21 protein-coding genes are annotated in these 21,864 nt (G+C 63.4%); 2 read left to right on the top strand and 19 right to left on the bottom strand.

Features of this window, described 5'->3' with window-relative positions:
- Positions 1-103: 103 nt before the first annotated feature.
- The 10 genes from PVW46_RS12330 to PVW46_RS12285 all read right to left on the bottom strand — a co-directional run bounded on the left by PVW46_RS12330 (position 104) and on the right by PVW46_RS12285 (position 10,019).
- Positions 104-1,081 (bottom strand): nuclear transport factor 2 family protein, encoded by a 978-nt coding sequence (locus PVW46_RS12330; protein ID WP_069209059.1) that lies wholly within the window; start codon positions 1,079-1,081, stop codon positions 104-106.
- Complete coding sequence (locus PVW46_RS12325; protein ID WP_069209058.1) at positions 1,078-2,100, bottom strand: nuclear transport factor 2 family protein; 1,023 nt, start codon at positions 2,098-2,100, stop codon at positions 1,078-1,080. Before PVW46_RS12325 ends, PVW46_RS12330 begins: the two co-directional genes overlap by 4 nt.
- Positions 2,101-3,117, bottom strand: a complete 1,017-nt coding sequence (locus tag PVW46_RS12320; RefSeq protein WP_043138099.1) for a LacI family DNA-binding transcriptional regulator — start codon at positions 3,115-3,117, stop codon at positions 2,101-2,103. It lies immediately after the preceding gene.
- Positions 3,117-3,872 (bottom strand): SDR family NAD(P)-dependent oxidoreductase, encoded by a 756-nt coding sequence (locus tag PVW46_RS12315; protein WP_069209057.1) that lies wholly within the window; start codon positions 3,870-3,872, stop codon positions 3,117-3,119. The genes PVW46_RS12320 and PVW46_RS12315 overlap by 1 nt, the downstream gene beginning before the upstream one ends.
- On the bottom strand, positions 3,869-5,200 hold the full coding sequence (gene hisD, locus PVW46_RS12310; protein WP_069209056.1) for a histidinol dehydrogenase: 1,332 nt from the start codon (positions 5,198-5,200) through the stop codon (positions 3,869-3,871). Before hisD ends, PVW46_RS12315 begins: the two co-directional genes overlap by 4 nt.
- Positions 5,197-5,694: an ester cyclase gene (locus tag PVW46_RS12305; protein WP_043138107.1), complete on the bottom strand. Its 498-nt coding sequence runs from the start codon at positions 5,692-5,694 to the stop codon at positions 5,197-5,199. Before PVW46_RS12305 ends, hisD begins: the two co-directional genes overlap by 4 nt.
- On the bottom strand, positions 5,694-6,746 hold the full coding sequence (locus PVW46_RS12300; protein ID WP_043138110.1) for an ABC transporter ATP-binding protein: 1,053 nt from the start codon (positions 6,744-6,746) through the stop codon (positions 5,694-5,696). Before PVW46_RS12300 ends, PVW46_RS12305 begins: the two co-directional genes overlap by 1 nt.
- Positions 6,747-6,758: 12 nt before the next feature.
- Positions 6,759-7,640, bottom strand: a complete 882-nt coding sequence (locus PVW46_RS12295; RefSeq protein WP_043138112.1) for a carbohydrate ABC transporter permease — start codon at positions 7,638-7,640, stop codon at positions 6,759-6,761.
- Positions 7,641-7,653: 13 nt separating this feature from the next.
- Positions 7,654-8,682: a carbohydrate ABC transporter permease gene (locus tag PVW46_RS12290; RefSeq protein WP_069209055.1), complete on the bottom strand. Its 1,029-nt coding sequence runs from the start codon at positions 8,680-8,682 to the stop codon at positions 7,654-7,656.
- Positions 8,683-8,780: 98 nt separating this feature from the next.
- Positions 8,781-10,019 (bottom strand): ABC transporter substrate-binding protein, encoded by a 1,239-nt coding sequence (locus PVW46_RS12285; protein WP_069209054.1) that lies wholly within the window; start codon positions 10,017-10,019, stop codon positions 8,781-8,783.
- Positions 10,020-10,239: 220 nt separating this feature from the next.
- Between PVW46_RS12285 and PVW46_RS12280 the strand changes: the two genes are divergently transcribed.
- Together PVW46_RS12280 and PVW46_RS12275 are read left to right on the top strand one after the other, a co-directional pair.
- On the top strand, positions 10,240-11,316 hold the full coding sequence (locus tag PVW46_RS12280; RefSeq protein WP_083242245.1) for an ester cyclase: 1,077 nt from the start codon (positions 10,240-10,242) through the stop codon (positions 11,314-11,316).
- Between the two features lie 72 nt (positions 11,317-11,388).
- Positions 11,389-12,573, top strand: coding sequence for a nuclear transport factor 2 family protein (locus PVW46_RS12275; protein ID WP_069209053.1), 1,185 nt, complete (start codon positions 11,389-11,391; stop codon positions 12,571-12,573).
- Positions 12,574-12,630: 57 nt separating this feature from the next.
- Here PVW46_RS12275 and glpK read toward each other — a convergent pair whose 3' ends face one another.
- The 9 genes from glpK to glpD all read right to left on the bottom strand — a co-directional run.
- Complete coding sequence (gene glpK, locus PVW46_RS12270) at positions 12,631-14,109, bottom strand: glycerol kinase GlpK (RefSeq protein WP_069209052.1); 1,479 nt, start codon at positions 14,107-14,109, stop codon at positions 12,631-12,633.
- A gap of 108 nt (positions 14,110-14,217) precedes the next feature.
- A complete protein-coding gene (locus PVW46_RS12265) occupies positions 14,218-15,930 on the bottom strand; it encodes an ABC transporter substrate-binding protein (RefSeq protein ID WP_069209051.1) in 1,713 nt (570 codons plus the stop codon).
- Positions 15,931-16,018: 88 nt separating this feature from the next.
- Positions 16,019-16,291, bottom strand: coding sequence for a DUF2160 domain-containing protein (locus PVW46_RS12260; protein ID WP_043138128.1), 273 nt, complete (start codon positions 16,289-16,291; stop codon positions 16,019-16,021).
- A 1-nt stretch (position 16,292) separates the two neighbouring features.
- A complete protein-coding gene (locus PVW46_RS12255; protein ID WP_069209050.1) occupies positions 16,293-16,550 on the bottom strand; it encodes a hypothetical protein in 258 nt (85 codons plus the stop codon).
- Positions 16,550-17,401: a carbohydrate ABC transporter permease gene (locus PVW46_RS12250; protein ID WP_043138130.1), complete on the bottom strand. Its 852-nt coding sequence runs from the start codon at positions 17,399-17,401 to the stop codon at positions 16,550-16,552. Before PVW46_RS12250 ends, PVW46_RS12255 begins: the two co-directional genes overlap by 1 nt.
- Before the next feature lie 3 nt (positions 17,402-17,404).
- Entirely contained in the window at positions 17,405-18,274 is an 870-nt protein-coding gene (locus PVW46_RS12245; RefSeq protein WP_043138132.1) for a carbohydrate ABC transporter permease, read from the bottom strand.
- A complete protein-coding gene (locus PVW46_RS12240; protein WP_043138134.1) occupies positions 18,274-19,350 on the bottom strand; it encodes an ABC transporter ATP-binding protein in 1,077 nt (358 codons plus the stop codon). The genes PVW46_RS12245 and PVW46_RS12240 overlap by 1 nt, the downstream gene beginning before the upstream one ends.
- Positions 19,351-19,361: 11 nt before the next feature.
- Positions 19,362-20,450: an ABC transporter ATP-binding protein gene (locus PVW46_RS12235; RefSeq protein ID WP_069209049.1), complete on the bottom strand. Its 1,089-nt coding sequence runs from the start codon at positions 20,448-20,450 to the stop codon at positions 19,362-19,364.
- A gap of 13 nt (positions 20,451-20,463) precedes the next feature.
- Positions 20,464-21,864, bottom strand: a 1,401-nt coding sequence (gene glpD, locus PVW46_RS12230) for a glycerol-3-phosphate dehydrogenase (protein WP_274576056.1), incomplete at its 5' end; no start/stop codon positions are given.

Raw genomic sequence — 21,864 nt, 5'->3', positions numbered from 1 at the left:
TGAGACATGTTCAGCGCCCCGGGCGGGCGATTGTTCAGCCGCCGCGCACGGCGGCTGGCGAGGAACCCGTGCAGGGGCCGCAATTGTCGCGCAAGTGCGATCATCAGACCTGCCCCTGATGCAGCAGGATCTGTTTCCAGATCGCGACCTCGTCGATCAGGGTGAATTCCCGGCGCAGGCCCCATTCGCCCCATTCGGCATGGGTGATGCCCATCACGTGCACCTCGGCCCCGGTGGGCGCCCCGAAAAATCCGTTTCCGGAATGCTTGCCGGTCAGCGACCAGCGCACCGCGGCGCGGTTGGGCGTTCCGGGGTCCGACCGGCCGATCTGGTGATGGATCTCGAATGCCGCGGTCGGAAAGGACGACCGCAGGCGCATCCAGTCCGTCTCGGCAAAGTCATAGGACCAGCCTCCGCGCGCGCCCCAATGTTCGGTGCGCACCGCACGGTCGTATTCCTGCCGGATGACGGTGAAATCCTTGTCCATCATCCGGGTCAGGATATCGGACAGCCGGGCGCCCCATTCGTTGTCATTGCCACGCCCGGTATAGGGGCCCTGGACATCGTGGCCGGGATGAAAGGGACGCTGGCAGGCATCGGGTCCGCCCTCGGCCTGGATCTGGTGGCGAGCGTAGTCCGCCGGCTCCCAGCCAAGCTGGCGCGCTATGCCGCCCACGTCGCGAATCAGCCATTCATCGTCGATCACGTCCCCCTTGGCGGCACAATCGGCAATGGCGCGGATGGTAAAGCTGCGCCCCGTGGGTGCGCCAAAGGCCCCGTGGCCAGTATGCGTGCCCGACGTCACCAGCCGGTGCGAGGACAGGTAACGCCCCTCTTCCGGCCCTTCGGACCAGATCACGTCCTCGCCCAGCAACTGCCGGTCGGGGAACTCGGCCAGGGTCGCCAGCGTGCCGTCGATGACGCCGGAATTTCCCGTCACAAGACCCGAGGGAAAGCGCATGGGAATGTCGCGGCCATAGTAATGGTGCAGCGTGGCCAGCCCGCGGTCTTCCCAGATCTCCTTGGTGATTTTCAGGATGTAATCGGGAAGGTCGCTGAACTTGTCGGAAAACCCCTTCATTCATGTGCTCCGGTCTGCAAGAGGATCTGTTTCCAGATCGCGGTTTCGTCAATCAGGGTGAATTCGCGGCGGATCGTCGGTTCGCCCCATGTGCCGCTGCCCGCGTAGGGCCCGAAGTCCGCGTGACTGATGCCCATGATGTAGACCTCGGCCCCCGTCGGCCGGCCAAAGCGGCCCCAGCCGGAGTGTCTGCCGTGCAGGCTCCACCTGACGGCGGCGCGCGGCGGCATCAGCGGGTCTTGGCGGCCCACCACATGTTCGATCTTGAACGTGGCCATCGGAAAAGCGGCGCGCAGCCCCATCCAGAACCGATCCGCATCGCCCCAGCCCAGGCCGTCCTGGCCGCCGGGATAGTGCAGGTTCACGCCACGATCGTAGGCGCGCGGGATCACGTTCATGTCCGCAGCCATGATCGCCGAGATCACGTCGGCGTAGCGTTGGCCCCATTCATTCTCGTTGCCCTTCCGGTCGTAGGGACCGGCCACATCCGTCGCCGGGGTCATCGGCGGAACGCAGGTCTCCGGGCCGCCCTCTCGCGCGATCAGGTCGCGGGTCCAGTCGACCACGTCGAACCCCATCTGGGCCACGATGGCGGATTGGTCCCGCACCAGCCATTCGTCATAGACCGCGTCGTCGCGGATCGCGCAATCTGCCAGGATGCGATAGGTCACCCGCCGCCCCGTGGGCGTGCCGTACATGCCGGGATGGCTGTGGGTGGCGGTGCAGATCAGCCGGTGAGACGACAGGAAGGCATCCGATGTTTCCGTCGCCCCCTCGGGATCCTCGCACCAGATCACATCCTCACCCAGCAATTCCCGGTCGGGGAATTCGGCCAGCGTCGCCATCGTCGCCGCGATGACGTTGGAATTGTCCACCACGACAGAGGCCGGAGATCGAACGATCAACCCCGGCGCATAGCGATGCCGCAGCGAGCCGATCTCTCGATCCTCCCAGATTTCCTTGGTGATGCCGATGATGAAATGCGGTACATCCTGCCACTTGGGATCAAATCCGCGCATTCAGGTTGCTCCAATGTTCCTCGTCGAGCCGCGCAGCTTCAACTCTCCGTCCAGCGTGATGCGCTCGGGCGGGGTTTCGCGGTCCTCGATCCTGCGCAGAAGGATCTTCACCGTCTGCGCGATCATGCGATTGATGGGCTGGCGAAAGCTGGTCAGGTCATAGGCGGGCCAGGCGGCGATGGGCACGTCGTCGAAACCCGCCACCGCCACGTCCTCGGGGACCCGCAGGCCCAGCTTGAAACGGATCACGTCCATCGCGGCAAAGGCCATGTGGTCGTTACAGACGAAAACCGCGTCCGGGTAGTCGCGCCCCGCGAACATCTCCAGCGCCGCGGCCCGCGTCTGAGCGTATTCGAAGTTGCCCAGTTCGCGCGCCGTCAACGTCAACCCGGCTTCTTCCAGCCCGTCGCGGAATCCCGCCTCGCGGTCACGCTGTGTCGTGGCCTCTTCGAGGCCAGCGATATAGCCGATCTTCTGATGTCCGGCGGCGGCGAAATGGGCGGCAATCGCCCGCCCCCCCTGGTAGTTGTCCGTGGTGACCGACGACATCCCGGATTCATCCTGTTCGCGGTTGAACAGCACCACCGGAATTCCATGATCCCGGCACCGGGCAGCCAGGACCGACGACATCGAGACAGAGGCCAGGACGATGCCGTCGACCTGGTAATCCAGGATCTCGCGCATCACGTCCTGCACGTCGCCCACCGTGGGCGAGGACATGAAGACAAGGACGTGGTAGCCCTCTTTCTGAAGCGCCACGGAGAGGCGTTCGACGACTTCGGGGTAGAACTGGTTCTCAAGGTAGGCAACGACCAGGCCGATGATGCGCGACCGGCCGGTGATCATCGCACGCGCCAGGACGTTGGGCCGATAGCCCAGCTCCTCGGCCGCCTGCAGCACCTTTTCCCGCGTCGCCTTGGACACGCTGGCCCCGGGCGTGAAGACCCGGCTTACCGCCGACTGGCTTACCCCGGCGCGGCGCGCCACCTGTATCGATGTCACCCGTTCATTCGTCATCAGTCCGCCGTCCAGCCTCCGTCAATCAACATGGAGGTGCCGGTTACCAGAGCCGAGGCATCGGAGGCCAGATAAAGCACTGCCCCCATGATGTCCTCGACCTCGCCGACGCGGCCCAGCTTGATCTTTTCCTCGATCCAGGCGGCGCGCTCGGGGTTGTCGAAGGTCTGGGCGGTCAGTGACGTACGGATGAAGGTAGGGCAGATCGAGTTGATGCGGATGCGGCGCTTGCCCCACTCGATCGCCATAGCCTTGATCATGCCTTCGAGCCCGTGTTTCGACGCGCAATAGACCGCCCGGTCGATGCCGCCCACATGGCCCATCTGGCTGCTGATATGGATAATCGAGCCGCCGGTCTCGGGCATGGCCTTGGCCGCCGCCACCGACAGGAAGTAGGCCGCGCGCAGGTTGACGCCCATGACGGCATCGTAGTCCTCGGGCGTGGTCTCCATCGCCGGGCTGTGGCGGGCGAGACCGGCGGAGTTGACCACCACGTCCAGCCGCTGCTCAGACAGCGCGTCCCGCATCACATCCAGATCGGCAATGTCCAACGGCAAGGCCGCGGCGCTCCAGCCCTCGGCCTGCATCTCGGCCACGGTCTCGTTCAGGCGGTCCGCGCCGCGCGCCGCGCAGATGACATGCGCGCCGGCCTCGGCCAGCGCCACGGCGCAGGCCTGACCGATGCCCGAAGAGGCACCAGTCACCAGCGCGCGCTTGCCGTCGAGGCGCAGGGAAGGTGTGCGCGGCAGGGTCATTCCGCCGCTTCCGCCAGATGCGCGGGCGCCCCGTAGGGCACATTCACCCCACCGTAGCGGCGCACACGTACGTTGCATTGTTCCGCGTGACCGACAAACCCCTCAAGCAGGCAGAGCCGCGAACCATAGGCGCCGATGCGTGCCGCAGCCTCATCGGTCAGGACCTTCTGATAGCTGTGAGTTTTCAGGTACTTGCCCACCCAGAGCCCACCGGTATAGCGGCCCGCCTTCTTGGTCGGCAGGGTGTGGTTGGTGCCGATCACCTTGTCGCCGTTGGCCACGTTCGTTCGCGGACCAAGGAAAAGCGCGCCGTAACAGGTCATGTTGTCGAGGAACCAGTCGTCGCGGTCGGTCATCACCTGCACATGCTCGGACGCGATGTCATCCGCCACTTTTAGCATCTCGTCGTAGGTGTCGCAGACGATGACCTCGCCGTAATCCTCCCAAGACACTTTCGCGGTGCCGGCGGTGGGCAGGATCTCGAGGATGCGGTCGATCTCGGTCAAGGTGTCCCGTGCCAGCTTTTCGGAGTTGGTGATCAGGACACAGGGGCTGTTGTAGCCATGTTCGGCCTGGCCCAGCAGGTCCGTCGCACAGAGTTCCGCGTCGGCGGCGCTCTCATCCGCGATCACCATCGTCTCTGTCGGACCTGCGAAGAGGTCGATGCCGACGCGCCCGAACAGCTGGCGCTTGGCCTCTGCGACAAAGGCGTTGCCGGGGCCAACCAGCAGGTGCACCGGCGCGATGCTCTCGGTGCCCAGCGCCATCGCGCCGACCGCCTGGATCCCGCCCAGCACATAGATCTCATCCGCTCCGCCCAGGTGCATGGCGGCGATCACGCCGGGGTTCGGCTCGCCGTTGAAGGGCGGGGTGCAGGCGACGATGCGCGGCACACCGGCCACCTTGGCCGTCGCCACCGACATATGCGCCGAGGCGACCATCGGGAACTTGCCGCCGGGCACGTAGCAGCCCACCGATTGCACCGGGATGTTCTTGTGGCCCAGGATCACGCCGGGCAGCGTCTCGACCTCGATGTCGAGCATCGAGTCGCGCTGTGCCTGGGCAAAGTTTTTCACCTGCTCCTGCGCGAACTTGATGTCTTCGAGATCCTGCGGGCTGACCTTGGCAATGATCGCCTCGATCTCGGCCTCGCTCAGGCGATAGCTCTCGCGGTCGTACTTGTCGAATTTCACCGCCAGTTCGCGCACTGCAGCGTCGCCGCGCGTCTCGATATCCTTGAGCGTCGAGGCCACCACAGCCGCGGTTCTTGCGTCGTCTTCGGCGCGGTCGGCCTCGGGTTTGCCGCGCTTGAGATAGGTGATGGTCATGTCGTTTCCTTCTCTGCACTGGGCGGCGTGAGCGTACCGTCGTCAAAATGCTCCCAGCCCTGCCCGTCGAATACATCCCGGCCCAGCTGGGCCAGGACAGCGGCGAAATCGACCGACACCCAGTTGTCGGCGATACGCCCCTCGGTCACTTTCCAGAAATCCATGTAGGGGATCGTCACCCGCTTGCCGGTGGGCGCGATACCCATGAAGATCCCGGAATGGGTCGCCTCGATATGGCCAAAGCAAGACGCCCAGTCGCCTTCACAGATGAATTTCTCGGTCTTGTACTCCCGCTCGGTAAAGGCGGCGCGCAGCGGCAGCTGCCAGTTGCGGCGAAAGGCATCCAGCCCCGGTTTCGTGCCGCAACCCTGGTTGCCCATCCAGCGGAAGTCCTCGTGGAAATGGCTGCCCATGTCGTTGGAATTGGCGCCCAGCGCCTCTTCCATGCGGATGATGACCTGGCGGGTCGCCTCGGCCTGTTCCTCGGGGGTCATTATTGTGCGATCCTTTCTCCGCTCGCGGTGTCGAAAAGGTGGCAGATCCCGGCGGGAATGCGGGCGTTCACCGTATCTCCGATCTCGGCCCGGTATTCCTTGTTGGTCTTGATCGAGACAAGCGATCCGCCCAGCCGCCAGGTGATCATCGACGCCTCGCCCAGGAGTTCGATGGAATACATCGGTGCCGAAATCTCGCCCGCGCCGTCCACGATTTCCGCGTCCTCGGCCCGGAACCCCAGGGTGACATTGCCGGACGGACCAGCGGGCAGGCCCTCGACCCGGATGCCATCACCCTGGAAGACGCCGTTTTCCAGCCGGCCTTCCACCAGGTTCATCGCCGGGGAGCCGATAAAGCTGGCAACGAAGGTATTGGCCGGGTTGTCGTAGATGTCCGTGGGCGTGCCGACCTGCTGGATCTTGCCCTTGTTCATGACGACCACGCGGTCGGCCAGCGTCATGGCCTCGATCTGGTCATGGGTGACGTAGACTGTCGTCGTCTTCAGTTTGGACTGCAGGTTCTTGATCTGCGCCCGCGTGCTGACCCGCAGCTTGGCGTCCAGGTTCGACAGCGGCTCATCCATCAGGAAGACCGTGGGTTTGCGAACGATCGCCCGGCCCAGAGCCACGCGCTGACGCTGACCACCCGACAGTTCGGCGGGACGTCGGTCCATGAAGTCGTTGAGTTCGACCATGTCGATGGCCTTCATGACCATCTCGTGATGCTGTTCCTTGGGCACTTTGCGGACGCGCAGCGGAAAACGGATGTTCTCGTAGACGCTGAGGTTCGGGTAAAGCCCGTAGGACTGGAACACCATCGAGATGTCGCGATCCTTGGGTTCGAGGTTGTTCACCACCCGGTCGCCCAGCCAGATCTCGCCGTCGGTCACATCCTCCAGCCCGGCGATCATCCGCATGGTGGTGGACTTGCCGCAGCCCGAGGGCCCCAGCAGGACAAGAAATTCCTGGTCCGCGATGTCGAGGTCGAAATTGTCCACGCCGACGAAGGACCCCCAGCGCTTGTTCACGTTCTTGAGTTGCAGTCTGGCCATTTGAAAAGCCCCTTATCCCTTGACGGCGCCGGCGGTCAGGCCGCTGACGATCTGGCGTTGGAAGAACAGGATGAGCACGAAGAGCGGCACGATGGCCGAGACGACGGCGGCGACGGCGTACATCACCTTGCCCTCTTCCTGGGTGGACCCCAGGAACGAGTTGATCTTGGGGATCATCGTCGCGTTTTCCTGCGTGAGAAGCATCGAGGTGACGGTGAAGTCATTGTAGGCCAGCAGGAAGCTGAACAGGCCCGTCGTCACCACGCCCGGCCACATGACCGGGATGATCGCCAGGCGGAACGCCTGGAAGCGCGTGCAGCCATCGACCATCGCCGCCTCGTCCAGATCCTTGGGGATCGAGAGGAAGAAACTGTGCAGCATCCACAGGGTGAAAGGCTGATTGATCGCCACCAGCACGATGATCGTTGTGGGCAGGTAACCCCAGATGTTCATCTGGAAGAAGGGCAGCAGGTAGCCCGACACCAGCGTTACATGCGGCATCGCCCTGAACACCAGCGCGGCCATCAAAAGCCAGAAGGTGTACTTGAACCCCGACCGTGCAAGCGCATAGCCGCCCAGCGTGCCCAGCGTCAGCGAGATCACCACGGTGAAGAAGACGACGATGCCGGTGTTGAGCACCGCGCGCCAGAATTCCTGCTCGATCCAGGCGCCGCGATACCCGTCCAGCGTGAAAGGCCCGCCATGCTGGCGTTCCGTCACCGGCCCCGTGATCGCGTTCATCCAGTCGGCGCGGGAAAAGAAGTCGCCCTCGACCTTGAAGGAACCCCACATCGTCCAGAGGAAGGGAAAGGCGGCAACCACCAGCCAGAACAGTACGAATACCGTCGACAGGGCCACCAGAGATGGCGGTTTCTTGTTGGCAAGATTGGACATGTCCGGCCCTCCCTCAGGTCTTGCGGTTGAATTCGCGCCAGTTGCGGCGCAGCACCGGCAACAGCAGGATGATCACGCCGACGATGGTCAGCATCGAGGTCGCCGCGGCAGAGCCGAAAAGCGGCGATTCAGCGGCGCGAAGATCGTTGTAGATGAGGTAGCTGAGCGAGGTGGCGCTGGCCGCGGCCGAGAAGCCGATGATCGGCTCGAAGATGCGGAAATTGTCCATCAGCTGCATCAGCGCGATGAAGGTCGCCAGCGGCATCAGGTAGGGGATGGTCACGAAACGCACCCGCTCCCACCGGCTGGCGCCGTCTACCATCGCCGATTCCAGCGTATCCTTGGGCACGGTCTGCAGCCCGGCGTAGAAAACGACAAAGGCAAAGGGCGCCGAATGCCAGACACCGTAGACGAACAGCGTGATCCAGGTCAGCGTCGGAGAGGCCTTGAGCGACAGGGTGGGATCCCCGAACAGCGCCTGCAGCCCTGCCCCGATGATGCCCCGGCTGTCGATCATCCAGAACAGCACCAGCGACCCCACCAGTGGCGTCACCAGCATTGGCAGCAGCGAAAAGAAGATCACCGGCCCCTTGAGCATCTTGGGAATGGAATTGACCACCACCGCGATGATGAAGCCCAGGATGATCACCAGCGGGGTCACGATGAAGGTATAGGCCAGGGTAAAGATCAGCGCCTTGTAGAACGGCAGGTTCATGATCCGGTTGCGGATCTCGCCGAAATTCTCGCTGGTGGCAAAGATCTCGCCGATCTCGTCGAAGGCAAGGTGGCTGGCGTTGGTATAAGTGCCCAGCCCGTTGAACCGGCCAGCCGGTTGTTCGGCCCGCAGGTCGGCCATCGCCTCGACGTCGACGGTGACTTCCTTGTTGCAGCCGAACGGCCCGCAGGTCTCGGCCTCGATCAGGATCTGTTTGTGCTCGATGAAAAGCGACTGGTAGCCCACCGAAAGGATCGGCAGCGCGATGAACAACACCATCGCCAGGAGTGACGGCCAGATAAAGGCCATGAACGTCTTGTGAGGCATGACTTCCCCCTTGTCGCGCCCGCCAGGGGCACGAGGTCATCCGTTCCGCTGATTGGGGTGAGTGGGGCCGCCCTGCGGCGACCCCGGCCGGACCGTCCCTAGTTCAGGAAGCCGGCTTCGGTGGCGGCGGTGGTATAGGCCGCTGTCACATCGGCCAGCGCCTGTTCGGCGCTTTCCTTGCCCTGCAGGAACTCTGCCAGGTTGTCACCCAATGCGGTGTGCAGCAGGCCCATGTAGGGCAACATTGGGTAGGGCCGCGCGCCGGCCTGCAGGTCGGCGATCACGCCAGTGGCAGCCGGTGTCGGCTCGTAGCCGTCGATCAGCCAGACCGCCGCATCCATGTTGGCCGCCAGCATGTCCTGCGACAGGCCGTTCATCATCGCACGGAACGACGCCTCGGCATCCTCGTCCGAGATGTTCTTGGCGATGGTGAACCCGTCCCACCAGAGCGCCGCCGAGGGAATACTGTACTCCCCGATCGTGGGCGCCGCAGCAAAGGCGGTATTGGCCGCGATTTCCGGCGCCGGGTTGTCATCGGCGATGTAGGCCCCGGCACGCGACCCCCAGGAGATCGACAGCGCCGCCTCGCCCGCTTCCCACAGCGGCTTCTGCGCGTTGCTGTCGAAGGTGGCCCAGTCCTGGCTCATGTAGTCCAGCATCTTCTTCATGTTGTTGAGAACGAGAAGACCATCCTCGTTGTCGATCGCCAGCTCGGCGCTGCCGCGCACGAAGAAGTCATTGCCGGTGGCAAGGTAGTTGTTCACGAACTCGGCTGCGATGTTCCAGCCGGGCATGTAGTTCGAGGAAATCGGCGTCTGCATCACGCCCGCCTCACGCAGCTTGTCGGCGGCGGCGAACATCTCGTCATAGCTGGTGGGCACGGGGATACCGTGTTCCTTCAGCAGATCTTCGCGGTAGAACATGTGCTGGGCATTGGCCATGAAGGCGATTGCCATGATCTTGCCGTCGACGACGATCTTCTGGCTGTCCTGCAGCTGGCCGCCCCATTTCTCGACGTATTCGTCCAGGGGTCGGATCAGACCGTCGCTGAGCAGCGGCACGATGGAGTTTGTGGCGACAACGGCGACGGTGTAGCTGGCCGGATTGGTCGTCAGCGCCGGCACCTGGATGTTCTTGTGTTCCTCGGTGTGGTTCTTCGTCACCTCGACCTTGTCGTTGGCACATTTCGCGGCCCAGTCGGCCACCGCGTGCAGCGCGTCGAAGTCATTCGACAGAATGCGGACCGATCCGCTCTCGATGCCGCAGTCGGCCCAGGCGCCACCCGCCGATGCAATCAGCGCACCCGCGGCGACCGTTGCCCTAACATTGAACTTCATTCCGATCTCTCCCGTTGGAACTGCGCGCGCCTTCCGGCCACCCGGACAGCCTCCCGATTTCTACCCCGGCCTCTTTTCCGCCCGGGGTTGCGCGCTTGTCATGGTCATTTGCCTTGCGTCGCCCCGGACAATGGCCCGGAACCACCTTACCGTAGCAATTCATGAATACGATTGCAATAATTTCCTGCAAACGCCAGAATGCCCACAAAGGGAGACCAGGATGACCACTGACATCACCGCACTGAAACGCAGCCTGCACAGGGATCTGTCCGCACTTTGCGAAAGCGGACAGGCCGATCTGGGCGCCCAGCTTGCCGCGCTCTACCACCCCGAGGTCGAGGTGCGCGCCGCCCATCCGATAAACGAGGGCGTGGGGTTGGACTTCCTAACCGATTCGCTCTGGCGGCCCCTGATGGCCGCCCTGCCCGACCTGGAACGGCGAGACCTCATCGTCATGGGCGGAGAGTATGAGGGACGCACCTATGTCGCCATGATGGGCCATTACTGTGGCACCTTCCGGAAAGACTGGCTGACCATTCCCGCCACCGGGCGCCCCATCTACCTACGCTACGGCGAGGTGCACGAGATCCGCGACGGCAAGATCGTCCAGACAAACTGCCTGTGGGACGTGCTGGACGTGATCCGGCAAGCCGGCTTCTGGCCATTGGCGCCCAGCCTGGGAACAGAGGGCATGTGGCCCGGGCCGATCACCGGCGACGGCCTGATATTCACCCCGCAGGACCCGGAAGAAGGCGCGTCCAGCATCGCGCAAACCCTTGCCATGCACGGCACTTTGGCGGCCTACGACGACTTTGGGAAACGCGGGCGCGAGGGCCTGCTGACCATGCCGCAAAAGGACCACTGGCACCCCATGATGATGTGGTACGGGCCGTCGGGCATCGGCACGACGCGCGGCCTGCAGGGTTTTGTGGATTATCATCAGCTGCCGTTCCGCCGCGCCTTTCCCGGTCGCAAGGGCGGTGGGCAATGGGATGAAATCGCCGAACTGAAGGCCCGGCACAAGGGTGGCCACTATATCCGCGTGGGCGACGGACCCTACTCGGTAACCGGCGGCTGGCCCAGCGTCTTCGCCACGCATGACGGCCCGGATTTCCTCGGTCTCGCGGCCACGGGACGCCCGGTGATGATGCGGGTGATGGATTTCTACCTGCACCACCAGGGCCTGATTCGCGAAAACTGGGTACCGCTCGATATCCTGGACCTGCTGATGCAGATGGGCGTGGACGTTCTGGACCGCATGCAGAGCCATTTCTGCCGGGGCGCCGGGCTGGAGTGACGCGAGACTTGCAATCGTATGCATTGCGTGCTTCATTCCGCGCAAGTGAAACCGCAACGTCAGGACAGAGACATGGCCACGAAGGACCAGCCCGCAAGCGAAACGGCACCCAGGGGCAAGGACACGCCCCCGGGCAAGACCAACCCGGCATCCGTGCTGCAGGTCGAGCGGCGCGACTTTGTCGACATCGTCCCCGAAGGCCGCGACCGCGCGCAACCGATGCGGGGTTTCGACCCGATCTATACCGACATCGTGGATTACATCGTCCGCTGCACGCACCGCATCTGGGACGAGCGCGACGTGGGGCTGATCTATACCCACTACACGCATAACTGCGTCGTCTACCACGCCACCGGCACGATCTATAACCGCGAGGATGTGGTCCATGACACCATCAAGCGGATGTTCATGCTGCCCGAACGCCGCGGCATGGCCACCCAGGTGATCTGGAACGGCAACGAGGACGATGGCTTTTACACCTCGCACCTCGTCACCGGCACCGGGCGGCACACCCAGCCCGGCATCTACGGCAAGCCCACGGGCCGCACCTTTGTCGCGCGCACCATCGCCGACTGCATGATCTACGAGAACATGATCTACCGCGAATGGCTGGTGGTCGACAGCATGGCGCAGGTGAAACAGATCGGGCTGGACGCCCAAGCCTACGCCGAAAGCCTCGCCCGGCCCTACTTTGAAAAGGGGCTGCTGGCCGTCGACATGGGCGAAAACCGCCGCCTGATCGGCCAGTACCCGCCCGAGACCGCCCCTGACACCGAGATCGCCAATACCGACCTCGAACGCGAGGTACTGGAGTGGCTGCACGAGATCCACAACAAGCGCATGTTCGGCAAGATCCGCGAGGTCTATGCCCCCACGGTCCAGTACCACGGCCCCCTGATGAAGGAACTCTACGGCCACGGCGCCGTCACGCACCAGACGGTCGGCCTCTATGCCACCGTGCCGGACGGGTTCTACATGCCGCAGCACATCTGTTCGGTCCCCTGCGAGGAAGGCGGAACCAAGGTTGCCGTGCGCTGGCTGATCGAGGGGCATCACCTCGGCTGGGGCGTGATGGAAGAGATCGGCGCGCCCACCGGCAAGCGGGTGCAGATCATGGGCATGAGCCATTTCCACATCAAGAACGGCCGCATCGTCGATGAATGGACGAACTACGACGAAATGTCGGTACTGATGCAGATCAAGCTGGCCCAGATGGCCGACCGCGACAGCGCGGTCCTGGACGAAGGCGACGCCTGAGACCGCCTGCCCTGTCGGCTTGGCGGGGCCGTCCCGACAGCCCCGCCAAGCACGTTCTCAAAAACGCATCGTGGCCTCGACCGCGCGTTGCCAAGCCGCGTATTTGCCCTGGCGCGTGGCCTCGTCCATCGCCGGGACAAAGCTCTTCTCCAGCGCCCAGCCCGCCGCGAACTCGGCCTGTTCCGGGTAGATCCCGGCGCGTTGACCGGCCAGCCATGCCGCCCCCAGCGCCGTTGTTTCCAGCACCTTGGGCCGGTCGACCCGCGCGCCGATGATGTCCGACAGGAACTGCATGGCAAAGTCCGAGGCGCTCATACCCCCGTCCACCCTGAGGACGGCATCGCTGACCCCGCCCATGTCCGCCTGCATGGCAGCCAGCAGGTCACGGGTCTGGTACCCGACGCTTTCCAGCGCGGCGCGGGCAAGCTCTGCCGGGCCGGAATTCCGGGTCAGGCCAAAGACCGCGCCCCGGCACTCGGCATTCCAATAGGGCGCGCCCAGCCCGGTAAAGGCAGGTACAAGCACCACGTTCTGCGCGTCATCTGCGCCTTCGGCCAGCGGCTGCGTCTCTTTCGCCTCGCGGATGATCTTCAACCCGTCGCGCAGCCATTGCACCACCGCCCCCGCGATAAAGATCGAGCCTTCGAGGGCGTAGGTCGGCTTGCCGTCCAGCTGGTAGGCGATGGTCGTCAGCAGGCGGTTTTGCGAACGGACCGGCGTATCGCCGGTGTTGATCAGGGCAAAACAGCCGGTGCCATAGGTGGATTTCAACATGCCCGGTTCGAAACAGGCCTGCCCCACCGTGGCCGCCTGCTGGTCGCCGGCGATGCCCAGGATCGGGATCGGGCGGCCGAAAAGGTCCGGGCGGGTCTGGCCGAAATCGGCGGCGCTATCACGGACCTCGGGCAGCATCGACATGGGAATGCCAAGCCGGTCGCAGATCGTTTGCGACCAGCGGCCCTTGCGGATGTCATAGAGCATGGTGCGCGCCGCATTGGTGGCGTCAGTCACATGCACCGCGCCGCCGGTCAGGTTCCAGACCAGCCAGGTGTCGACGGTTCCGAAAACCAGATCTCCGGCCTCGGCGCGCGCGCGGGCGCCATCGACATTGCCCAACAGCCAGGCCAGTTTCGTGCCGCTGAAATAGGGATCTAGCAACAGACCTGTCCGATCCGTCACCATGTCCTCAAAGCCATCATCCTTCAGCTTGCGGCACAGGTCCGCGGTGCGCCGGTCCTGCCAGACAATCGCATTGTGGATGGGCTTGCCCGTCTTGCGATCCCAGACCAGCGTGGTCTCGCGCTGGTTGGTGATGCCGATGGCGGCGATCGCTGCCCCGCCCGCCTTTTCGATCGCAGCGCGGCAGGTGGCAGCGGTGGTGGCCCAGAGATCCGCCGGATCATGTTCCACCCAGCCGGAGGCCGGATAATGCTGGGGGAATTCCTCTTGCGCCGAGGCGACGACAGACATGGAAGGATCGAAGACGATGGCGCGGGTGGATGTCGTGCCCTGATCGATGGCCAGAATATGGGTCATGACCGCCTCTCCTCAAAGCGATTTCAGGTTGCGCTGTCGCAGCGCCGAGTATGGGGGGAAAACAAGGGGTGGTCGAGGCCCCGAAGGGCCCCGACCGGAGAGGAAGGCTTATTGCCAGGACTTGATCAGCTCGTCGTAGCTGACGGTCTTGGGCTCTTCGTCTTCGTCGTCCAGCTTGGCGAAGGGCGCGCCGGGCTGGTCGAACCAGTATTCGGCGTCACGCTCGTCGTTCAGCTTGGGACCGATGTCGCCCTGGATACCGGCACGTTCCAGACGCTCAAGCACGCGTTCCTGGTCGGCGCACAGGGCGTCCAGCGCCTCTTGCGGCGTCTTGGCACCAGACATGGCGTCACCGATGTTCTGCCACCACAGCTGTGCCAGCTTGGGGTAGTCCGGCACGTTGGTGCCGGTCGGCGACCAGGCCACGCGCGCGGGCGAGCGGTAGAACTCCACCAGGCCGCCCAGCTTGTCCGCACGATCGGTAAAGCTGTCATGCTGCACGGTGGACTCGCGGATGAAGGTCAGGCCGACGTGGGACTTCTTGACGTCGACGGTCTTGGAGGTGACGAACTGGGCATAGAGCCAGGCGGCCTTGGCACGGTCGACCGGGGTCGACTTCATCAGCGTCCAGGAACCGGCGTCCTGGTAACCAACCTTCTGGCCTTCTTTCCAGTAGACACCATGCGGCGAGGGCGCCATGCGCCACTTGGGCGTGCCATCCTCGTTCATCACCGGCAGGCCGGGCTTGACCGTGTCGGCGGTGAAGGCGGTGTACCAGAACATCTGCTGGGCGATATTGCCCTGCGCCGGGATCGGACCCGCCTCGGAGAAGGTCATGCCTGCGGCGGCGGGCGGCGTGTATTTCTCCAGCCACTCGATCGCCTTGGTCACGGCATAGACCGCCGCCGGGGCATTGGTGGCACCACCGCGCGCAACGCAGGAGCCGACAGGCTGGCTCTGGTCGTTGACGCGAATGCCCCATTCGTCGACCGGCAGGCCGTTGGGTTCACCGACGTCTCCCATGCCAGCCATGGACATCCACGCATCGGTGTAGCGCCAGCCAAGGCTGGGGTCCTTCTTGCCGTAGTCCATGTTGCCGAAGATCTCGCCATCGACACCCATGTGCGACAGGTCGCGCCCGGTAAAGAACTCGGCGATGTCCTCATAGGCCGACCAGTTGACCGGAACACCGAGGTCGTAGCCATAGGCGGCCTTGAAGTCTTCCTGGTTCTTGGGATCGTTGAACCAGTCGTAGCGGAACCAGTAGAGGTTCGCGAACTGCTGGGTCGGCAGCTGGTAGACCTTGCCATCCGGCCCGGTGGTAAAGCTGAGGCCGATGAAATCGTCCAGGTCCAGCGTGGGCGAGGTCACATCGGTGCCTTCGCCCGACATCCAGTCGGTCAGGTTGCGCACCTGCTGATAGCGCCAGTGGGTGCCGATCAGGTCCGAGTCGTTGATGTAGCCGTCGTAGATGTTCTGGCCCGACTGCATCTGCGTCTGCAGCTTTTCGACCACGTCGCCTTCGCCGATCAGGTCATGCGTGACCTTGATGCCGGTGATGGCGGTAAACGCCGGGGCCAGCACCTGCGCTTCGTATTCATGCGTGGTGATGGTTTCCGAGACGACCTTGATCTCCATCCCCGAGAAGGGTGCTGCGGCGTCGATGAACCATTGCATCTCCGCCTCCTGGGCGTCGCGCGGCAGGGCAGAGAGATCGCCGATCTCGCTGTCCAGGAACGCGCGCGCGGCGTCCATGTCGGCAAAGGCCGGACCCGCGAGGATCAGCAGCGCTGCCGTGGTTGTCTTGAGGTTGAGGTTCATTTGTTGGTTTCCTCCCATTTTGAACCATTGACTGAGGAACAAGCAGATCGCGGCCGGGTCTCCTCTGGTCCCGGCCCCGCGCCCGTCGCTACACCCAGCGGAAGACCGCCGCGGCGTAGATCAGGCAGACAATCAGCGCGTAAGGTTGGTTTGCGCCGACCAATCCAAGCCAGGCCAGGTTGATGAAGGCCGAGCCGAGAAGCGTGATGAAGAGCCGGTCACCGCGCGTCGTCTCGATCCGCAGAATGCCCGTGCGGGGCGTTTCCGGGAACTTGATCGCCAGCACCGTGAAGGTGATCAGCAGCGTGGCGATGACCATGAAGAAGATCGCGGTCGGCCAGGTCCATGCCATCCAGTCCATGTCAATTCACCATCAAGTTCTGAATGAATTTGTCGGCCGAAGCGGATTCCTCAAAGGTTATCAAAACTTCTGAGCCTTGCCCAAAATTCAGACGGAAAGCGCTTTCGTATCTCTCAATGAACAGTATTTTTTGCGCGTCAAAGGAGAGTTCTGTGTCGGTTAGCTCCGACCATTCTTCTCCATCATTTGATTCAGTGACTGGACAGACCAAGCGTGAGATTCTGGTACTGCCATCTGCAGAAATCTTAATCCAAGCCATTAGACCCTCCCCAGGGCAAAACCCTTGGCGATGTAGTTGCGGACGAAGTAGATCACCAGCGCGCCCGGCACGATGGTCAGGATGCCCGCCGCGGCCAGCACACCCCAGTCGATGCCCGAGGCGCCCTGCGTCCGGGTCATGATCGCGGCGATGGGTTTCGCGTCCACCGTGGTCAGGGTGCGCGACAGCAGCAGTTCCACCCAGGAGAACATGAAGCAGAAGAAGGCCGCGACCCCGATGCCGCTGGCGATCAGCGGGGTGAATATCTTTACGAAGAAGCTGCCAAAGCTGTAGCCATCGATATAGGCGGTTTCGTCGATTTCCTTGGGCACACCGCGCATGAAGCCTTCGAGAATCCAGACCGCCAGCGGCACGTTGAACAGGCAGTGCGCCAGCGCCACGGCGATATGTGTGTCGAACAGCCCGACCGAGGAATACAGCTGAAAGAACGGCAGCGCAAAGACGGCCGGCGGCGCCATCCGGTTGGTCAGCAACCAGAAGAACAGGTGCTTGTCACCCATGAAGTGATAGCGCGAAAAGGCATAGGCCGCCGGCAGCGCCACCGCGAGGCTGATCACCGTGTTCATCACCACGTAGATCAGCGAGTTGACGTAGCCCATGTACCAGGCCGGATCGGTCAGGATCGTGGCGTAGTTGGCAAAGGTCAGGTCACGCGGCCAGAGCGTGAATTCGTTCAGGATCTCTGTGTTCGTCTTCAGGCTCATGTTCAAGAGCCAGTAGATCGGCAGCAGCAGGAACAGCAGGTACAGCGTCATCACCACGGCCCGGCTGTTGATCCGGGGCAGCGACAGCCCGCGAGAAGTCGATTGGTTTGCACTCAGGTCGGCCATCACTCAGCCCTCCCGTTTGTCGAGGTTGACCATCACCGTGTAGAACACCCAGCTGATCAGCAGGATCACGAGGAAATACATCAGCGAGAAGGCGGCGGCGGGTCCGAGGTCGAACTGCCCCAGCGCCATCTTGACCAGGTCGATCGACAACAGCGTCGTGGCATTGCCGGGGCCACCGCCGGTGACGACGAACGGCTCGGTGTAGATCATGAAGCTGTCCATGAAGCGCAGAAGGATCGCGATCATCAGAACGCCCATCATCTTGGGAAGTTCAATGAAGCGGAACACCTTCCAGCGGCTCGCCTGGTCGATTTTGGCCGCCTGGTAATAGGCGTCGGGGATCGACTTCAGCCCGGCATAGGCCAGAAGCGCCACCAGAGAGGTCCAGTGCCAGACATCCATCACGACGATGGTGATCCAGGCGGCAACGGTGTCCTGCGTATAGTTGTAGTTCACGCCCAGCGCGTCCAGCGTGTAGCCCAGCAGGCCAATGTCCACGCGGCCGAAGATCTGCCAGATGGTCCCCACCACGTTCCAGGGGATCAGCAACGGCAGCGACATCAGCACCAGGCAAAGCGAGGCCCAGAACCCGCCCTTGGGCATGTTCAGCGCCACGAAGATGCCAAGCGGGATCTCTATCGCAAGGATGATACCCGAGAACATCAGCTGGCGGCCCAGCGCGTCCCACATGCGTTCGGACTCGAGCATTTCCTTGAACCATTCGAGACCGGCCCAGAAGAACTGGTTGTTCCCGAAGGTGTCCTGAACGGAATAATTGACCACCGTCATCAACGGGATCACCGCCGAAAAGGCGACCAGCAGCAGAACCGGCAGAACAAGAAACCAGGCTTTTTGATTGACCGTCTTTTCCATCACGCCGCACTCCCCTGCACACGCCAGTCATTGGCATAGACGTTGACGTGAGCCGCATCGAAGGTGACGCGGTTCATGTCGGCACTGATCCGGTCATCCTCGCCCGCAATGATATTGATGTCGGTGCCAAAGAACTCGGCCCGGATGATCTTGTGGCGGCCCACGTCCTCGACGCGGCGCACCTTGACGGGCAGGCCCTCGGACTGGCTCAGGCGGGCGAATTCGGGCCGCACGCCGATCTCGACCTTGCCGTCGAGCGGCTTGTACCCCTGCGCCAGCTCCACGAAGGACCCGTTGATATAGGCCTTGTTGCCATCGATCTTGGCCGGGATGACGTTCATGCCCGGCGAGCCGATGAAATAGCCCACAAAGGTATGCTCGGGCCGTTCGAACAGCTCTTCGGGTGTGCCGATCTGCACGACCCGACCGTCATACATGACCACGACCTTGTCGGCGAAGGTGAGCGCCTCTGTCTGGTCATGGGTGACGTAGATCATCGTGTGGCCGAAATCGTGGTGCAGCTTTTTCAGCTGGGTGCGCAGTTCCCATTTCATGTGCGGGTCGATCACGGTCAGCGGCTCGTCAAAAAGCAGCGCGTTCACGTCCTTGCGCACCATGCCCCGCCCCAGCGAGATCTTCTGCTTGGCGTCCGCCGTCAGGCCGCGCGCCTTTTTCCGCAGCATGTCCTCCATGCCGATCATGCGGGCGATTTCCTGCACGCGCTCGGCCACATAGGCCTCGTCCCGGCCGCGGTTGCGCAGCGGAAAGGCCAGGTTGTCGTGCACGGTCATGGTGTCGTAGACGACCGGGAACTGGAACACCTGCGCGATGTTGCGTTCCGCGGTAGGCGCCCCGGTGACGTCCTTGCCATCGAACAGGATGCGCCCCTGGCTGGGATGCAACAACCCCGAGATGATGTTGAGCAGCGTGGATTTCCCGCAGCCCGAGGACCCCAGAAGCGCATAGGCGGCCCCGTCCTCCCAGTCGTGGTTCAGCTCCTTCAGCGCGAAATCATCCTCGCTGGCCGGGTTCGGCAGGTAGGAATGCGCCAGGTTGTCTAGCGTGATCTTGGCCATTGTGTCCCCCCTCAGGCCGCAAGCGCATAGGCGGCGGGCGCGACCAGTTGGCCGTCCTCGCCGAAGATGTAGACATGGCGCGGGTCCAGCCAGACGCTCAGCTCATCGCCCAGCGTCAGGTCATGCACGCCGTGGATCAGGCCGACCCAGCGTTCGCCGTGGTGATCGAGGTGCACGAAGGTTTCGGACCCGGTCAGCTCTGTCACGTTCAGCCTGGTCTTGAACTCCATCGCGTCCGTGGCATGTTTGCCGATCTCCAGGTGGTTGGGACGGAACCCTGCGGTGTAGCGGCCATCCCCCAGTTCGGCGATCTTGCCCGTCGCCTGCGCGCTTTGCCCGTCGCCGAACATGATCCGGTCGCCGGTCTTGGAAATCTGCAGGAAGTTCATCGGCGGGTCGCTGAACACGCGCGCCGTCGTGGCGTCGACCGGCTGGCGGTAGACCTCAGGCGTGGGGCCGAACTGCGTGATCCGCCCCTCCCAGAGCGTTGCGACATTGCCGCCCAGCAGAAGCGCCTCTTCCGGTTCGGTCGTGGCATAGACAAAGATGCTGCCCGAGGCCTCGAAGATCTTGGGGATCTCCACCCGCAGCTCCTCGCGCAGCTTGTAATCCAGGTTGGCCAGCGGTTCGTCCAGCAGCACCAGCCCGGCGTTCTTGACCAGGGCCCGCGCCAGGGCGCAGCGCTGCTGCTGGCCGCCGGACAGTTCCAGCGGCTTGCGGTCCAGCATCGGGGTGAGTTTCATCAGGTCGGCGGTCTCGCGCACGCGGCGGTCGATCTCGGCCCGGTCCGAGCCCATCAGCTTCATCGGGGAGGCGATGTTGTCGTAGACGCTCATCGACGGGTAGTTGATGAACTGCTGGTAGACCATCGCCACCTTGCGGTCCTGCACGCGCTGGCCGGTCACGTCCTCGCCGTTCCAGACCACCTGCCCCGTCGCCGGAACGTCCAGCCCCGCCATCAGGCGCATCAGCGATGTCTTTCCGGACAGGGTCGGCCCAAGCAGCACGTTCATCGTGCCCTTTTCAAGCGTCAGGTCGGTGGGGTGGATATGCACCTGCCCGTCCACGGTCTTCGATACGCCTTTCAGTTCCAGCGTCATCGGGTCCTCCTCCTCATTCCGCTGCTGCGGGCGTGCTGTGACGGTTGCGGGCCATCCAGGCATCCAGGGCCTCGATCTGCCCGGCGTCCAGCCGGAGCCCTAGTTTATTCCTGCGCCAGACCACGTCCTCGGCGGTGCGCGCGTATTCATGTGTCATCAGCCAGGTCACCTCGGCCTCGGTCAGGGTCGCGCCGAAATCGCGCCCCAGGTCGGCGGCCTCCTTCGCATCCCCCAGCACCTTGGCGGCCTCGGTTCCGTAGGCCCGCACCAGCCGCCTGGCCCAGAACTCGGTCAGGAAGGGATAGCCCCCCCTGAGATCAGAGATCAGTGTCCCCACGCCGCGCACGCGGAAATCGCCACCGGGCAGGGGCACACCGGCGGTCCATGCGCCCTGCGTGACCTCGATCTGTGTGCCGATCTTCTCCAGCGCGCTTTCGGCCAGCCGGCGATAGGTGGTGATCTTGCCGCCAAAGACGTTCAGCATCGGCGCACCGGCACTGGTATCGACCTTCAGCGTGTAGTCCCGTGTGGCTGCGGTCGCACTGCTGGCGCCATCGTCATAGAGCGGGCGAACGCCCGAATAGGTCCAGACGACGTCCTCTGCCGTCAGGTCGCGCTTGAAATAGCGGTTGGCGAAATCCAACAGGTAGTCGCGTTCCTGCGGGGTGCATTCCGGTTTTGTGGACGGATCGTCATGGTCGGCATCGGTGGTGCCGATCAGCGTGAAATCCGTCTCGTAGGGAATGGCAAAGATGATCCGCCCGTCCGTGCCCTGGAAGAAATAGCACTTGTCGTGGTCGTACAGCCTCTTGGTGACGATGTGGCTGCCGCGGACAAGGCGCACCCCCTCGCGTGAATTCAGCCGCGCCTTGGTCTGGATGATGTCGCCGACCCAGGGGCCGCCGGCATTGACCAGCATCCGCGCATAGAAAGTGCGAATTGCGTTGCTTTCGGTATTGCGCGTTTCGATGCGCCACAGACCATCTTCGCAGGTCGCGCTGAGCACCTTGGTGCGGGTCATCACGTGCGCGCCACGGGCCTCTGCATCGCGCGCATTCAAGACCACAAGGCGCGAATCCTCGATCCAGCAATCGGAGTATTCGTAAGCCTTCTCGAACCTGTCCTCCAGCGGCGCGCCTTCCGGCCCGTTCACAAGGTCCACGGTTCGCGTCCCCGGCAGGATCTTGCGCCCGCCAAGGTTGTCATAGAGGAACAACCCCAGCCGGATCAGCCAGGCCGGGCGCCGCCCCTTCATCCAGGGCATAAAGACCCCAAGCAGCTTCGACGTCGGCGTTTCCGAATCGAACCGCATATCCTTATGATAAGGAAGCACAAAGCGCATCGGCCAGCTGATGTGGGGCATCGCCCTCAACAGCACTTCACGCTCGATCAGCGCCTCGCGCACCAGCCGGAA

The organism is Mameliella sp. AT18 (assembly GCF_028807275.1).
GTDB lineage: Bacteria > Pseudomonadota > Alphaproteobacteria > Rhodobacterales > Rhodobacteraceae > Antarctobacter > Antarctobacter albus.
This window is presented reverse-complemented; position numbering and strand designations above follow the sequence as displayed.

What these genes read in the sequence shown, in the direction of transcription:
- PVW46_RS12330 (WP_069209059.1), bottom strand. Translation starts at nt 1,081, where the DNA reads ATGAAGGGGTTTTCCGACAAGTTCAGCGACCTTCCCGATTACATCCTG.
- PVW46_RS12325 (WP_069209058.1), bottom strand. Translation starts at nt 2,100, where the DNA reads ATGCGCGGATTTGATCCCAAGTGGCAGGATGTACCGCATTTCATCATC.
- PVW46_RS12320 (WP_043138099.1), bottom strand. Translation starts at nt 3,117, where the DNA reads ATGACGAATGAACGGGTGACATCGATACAGGTGGCGCGCCGCGCCGGG.
- PVW46_RS12315 (WP_069209057.1), bottom strand. Translation starts at nt 3,872, where the DNA reads ATGACCCTGCCGCGCACACCTTCCCTGCGCCTCGACGGCAAGCGCGCG.
- hisD (WP_069209056.1), bottom strand. Translation starts at nt 5,200, where the DNA reads ATGACCATCACCTATCTCAAGCGCGGCAAACCCGAGGCCGACCGCGCC.
- PVW46_RS12305 (WP_043138107.1), bottom strand. Translation starts at nt 5,694, where the DNA reads ATGACCCCCGAGGAACAGGCCGAGGCGACCCGCCAGGTCATCATCCGC.
- PVW46_RS12300 (WP_043138110.1), bottom strand. Translation starts at nt 6,746, where the DNA reads ATGGCCAGACTGCAACTCAAGAACGTGAACAAGCGCTGGGGGTCCTTC.
- PVW46_RS12295 (WP_043138112.1), bottom strand. Translation starts at nt 7,640, where the DNA reads ATGTCCAATCTTGCCAACAAGAAACCGCCATCTCTGGTGGCCCTGTCG.
- PVW46_RS12290 (WP_069209055.1), bottom strand. Translation starts at nt 8,682, where the DNA reads ATGCCTCACAAGACGTTCATGGCCTTTATCTGGCCGTCACTCCTGGCG.
- PVW46_RS12285 (WP_069209054.1), bottom strand. Translation starts at nt 10,019, where the DNA reads ATGAAGTTCAATGTTAGGGCAACGGTCGCCGCGGGTGCGCTGATTGCA.
- PVW46_RS12280 (WP_083242245.1), top strand. Translation starts at nt 10,240, where the DNA reads ATGACCACTGACATCACCGCACTGAAACGCAGCCTGCACAGGGATCTG.
- PVW46_RS12275 (WP_069209053.1), top strand. Translation starts at nt 11,389, where the DNA reads ATGGCCACGAAGGACCAGCCCGCAAGCGAAACGGCACCCAGGGGCAAG.
- glpK (WP_069209052.1), bottom strand. Translation starts at nt 14,109, where the DNA reads ATGACCCATATTCTGGCCATCGATCAGGGCACGACATCCACCCGCGCC.
- PVW46_RS12265 (WP_069209051.1), bottom strand. Translation starts at nt 15,930, where the DNA reads ATGAACCTCAACCTCAAGACAACCACGGCAGCGCTGCTGATCCTCGCG.
- PVW46_RS12260 (WP_043138128.1), bottom strand. Translation starts at nt 16,291, where the DNA reads ATGGACTGGATGGCATGGACCTGGCCGACCGCGATCTTCTTCATGGTC.
- PVW46_RS12255 (WP_069209050.1), bottom strand. Translation starts at nt 16,550, where the DNA reads ATGGCTTGGATTAAGATTTCTGCAGATGGCAGTACCAGAATCTCACGC.
- PVW46_RS12250 (WP_043138130.1), bottom strand. Translation starts at nt 17,401, where the DNA reads ATGGCCGACCTGAGTGCAAACCAATCGACTTCTCGCGGGCTGTCGCTG.
- PVW46_RS12245 (WP_043138132.1), bottom strand. Translation starts at nt 18,274, where the DNA reads ATGGAAAAGACGGTCAATCAAAAAGCCTGGTTTCTTGTTCTGCCGGTT.
- PVW46_RS12240 (WP_043138134.1), bottom strand. Translation starts at nt 19,350, where the DNA reads ATGGCCAAGATCACGCTAGACAACCTGGCGCATTCCTACCTGCCGAAC.
- PVW46_RS12235 (WP_069209049.1), bottom strand. Translation starts at nt 20,450, where the DNA reads ATGACGCTGGAACTGAAAGGCGTATCGAAGACCGTGGACGGGCAGGTG.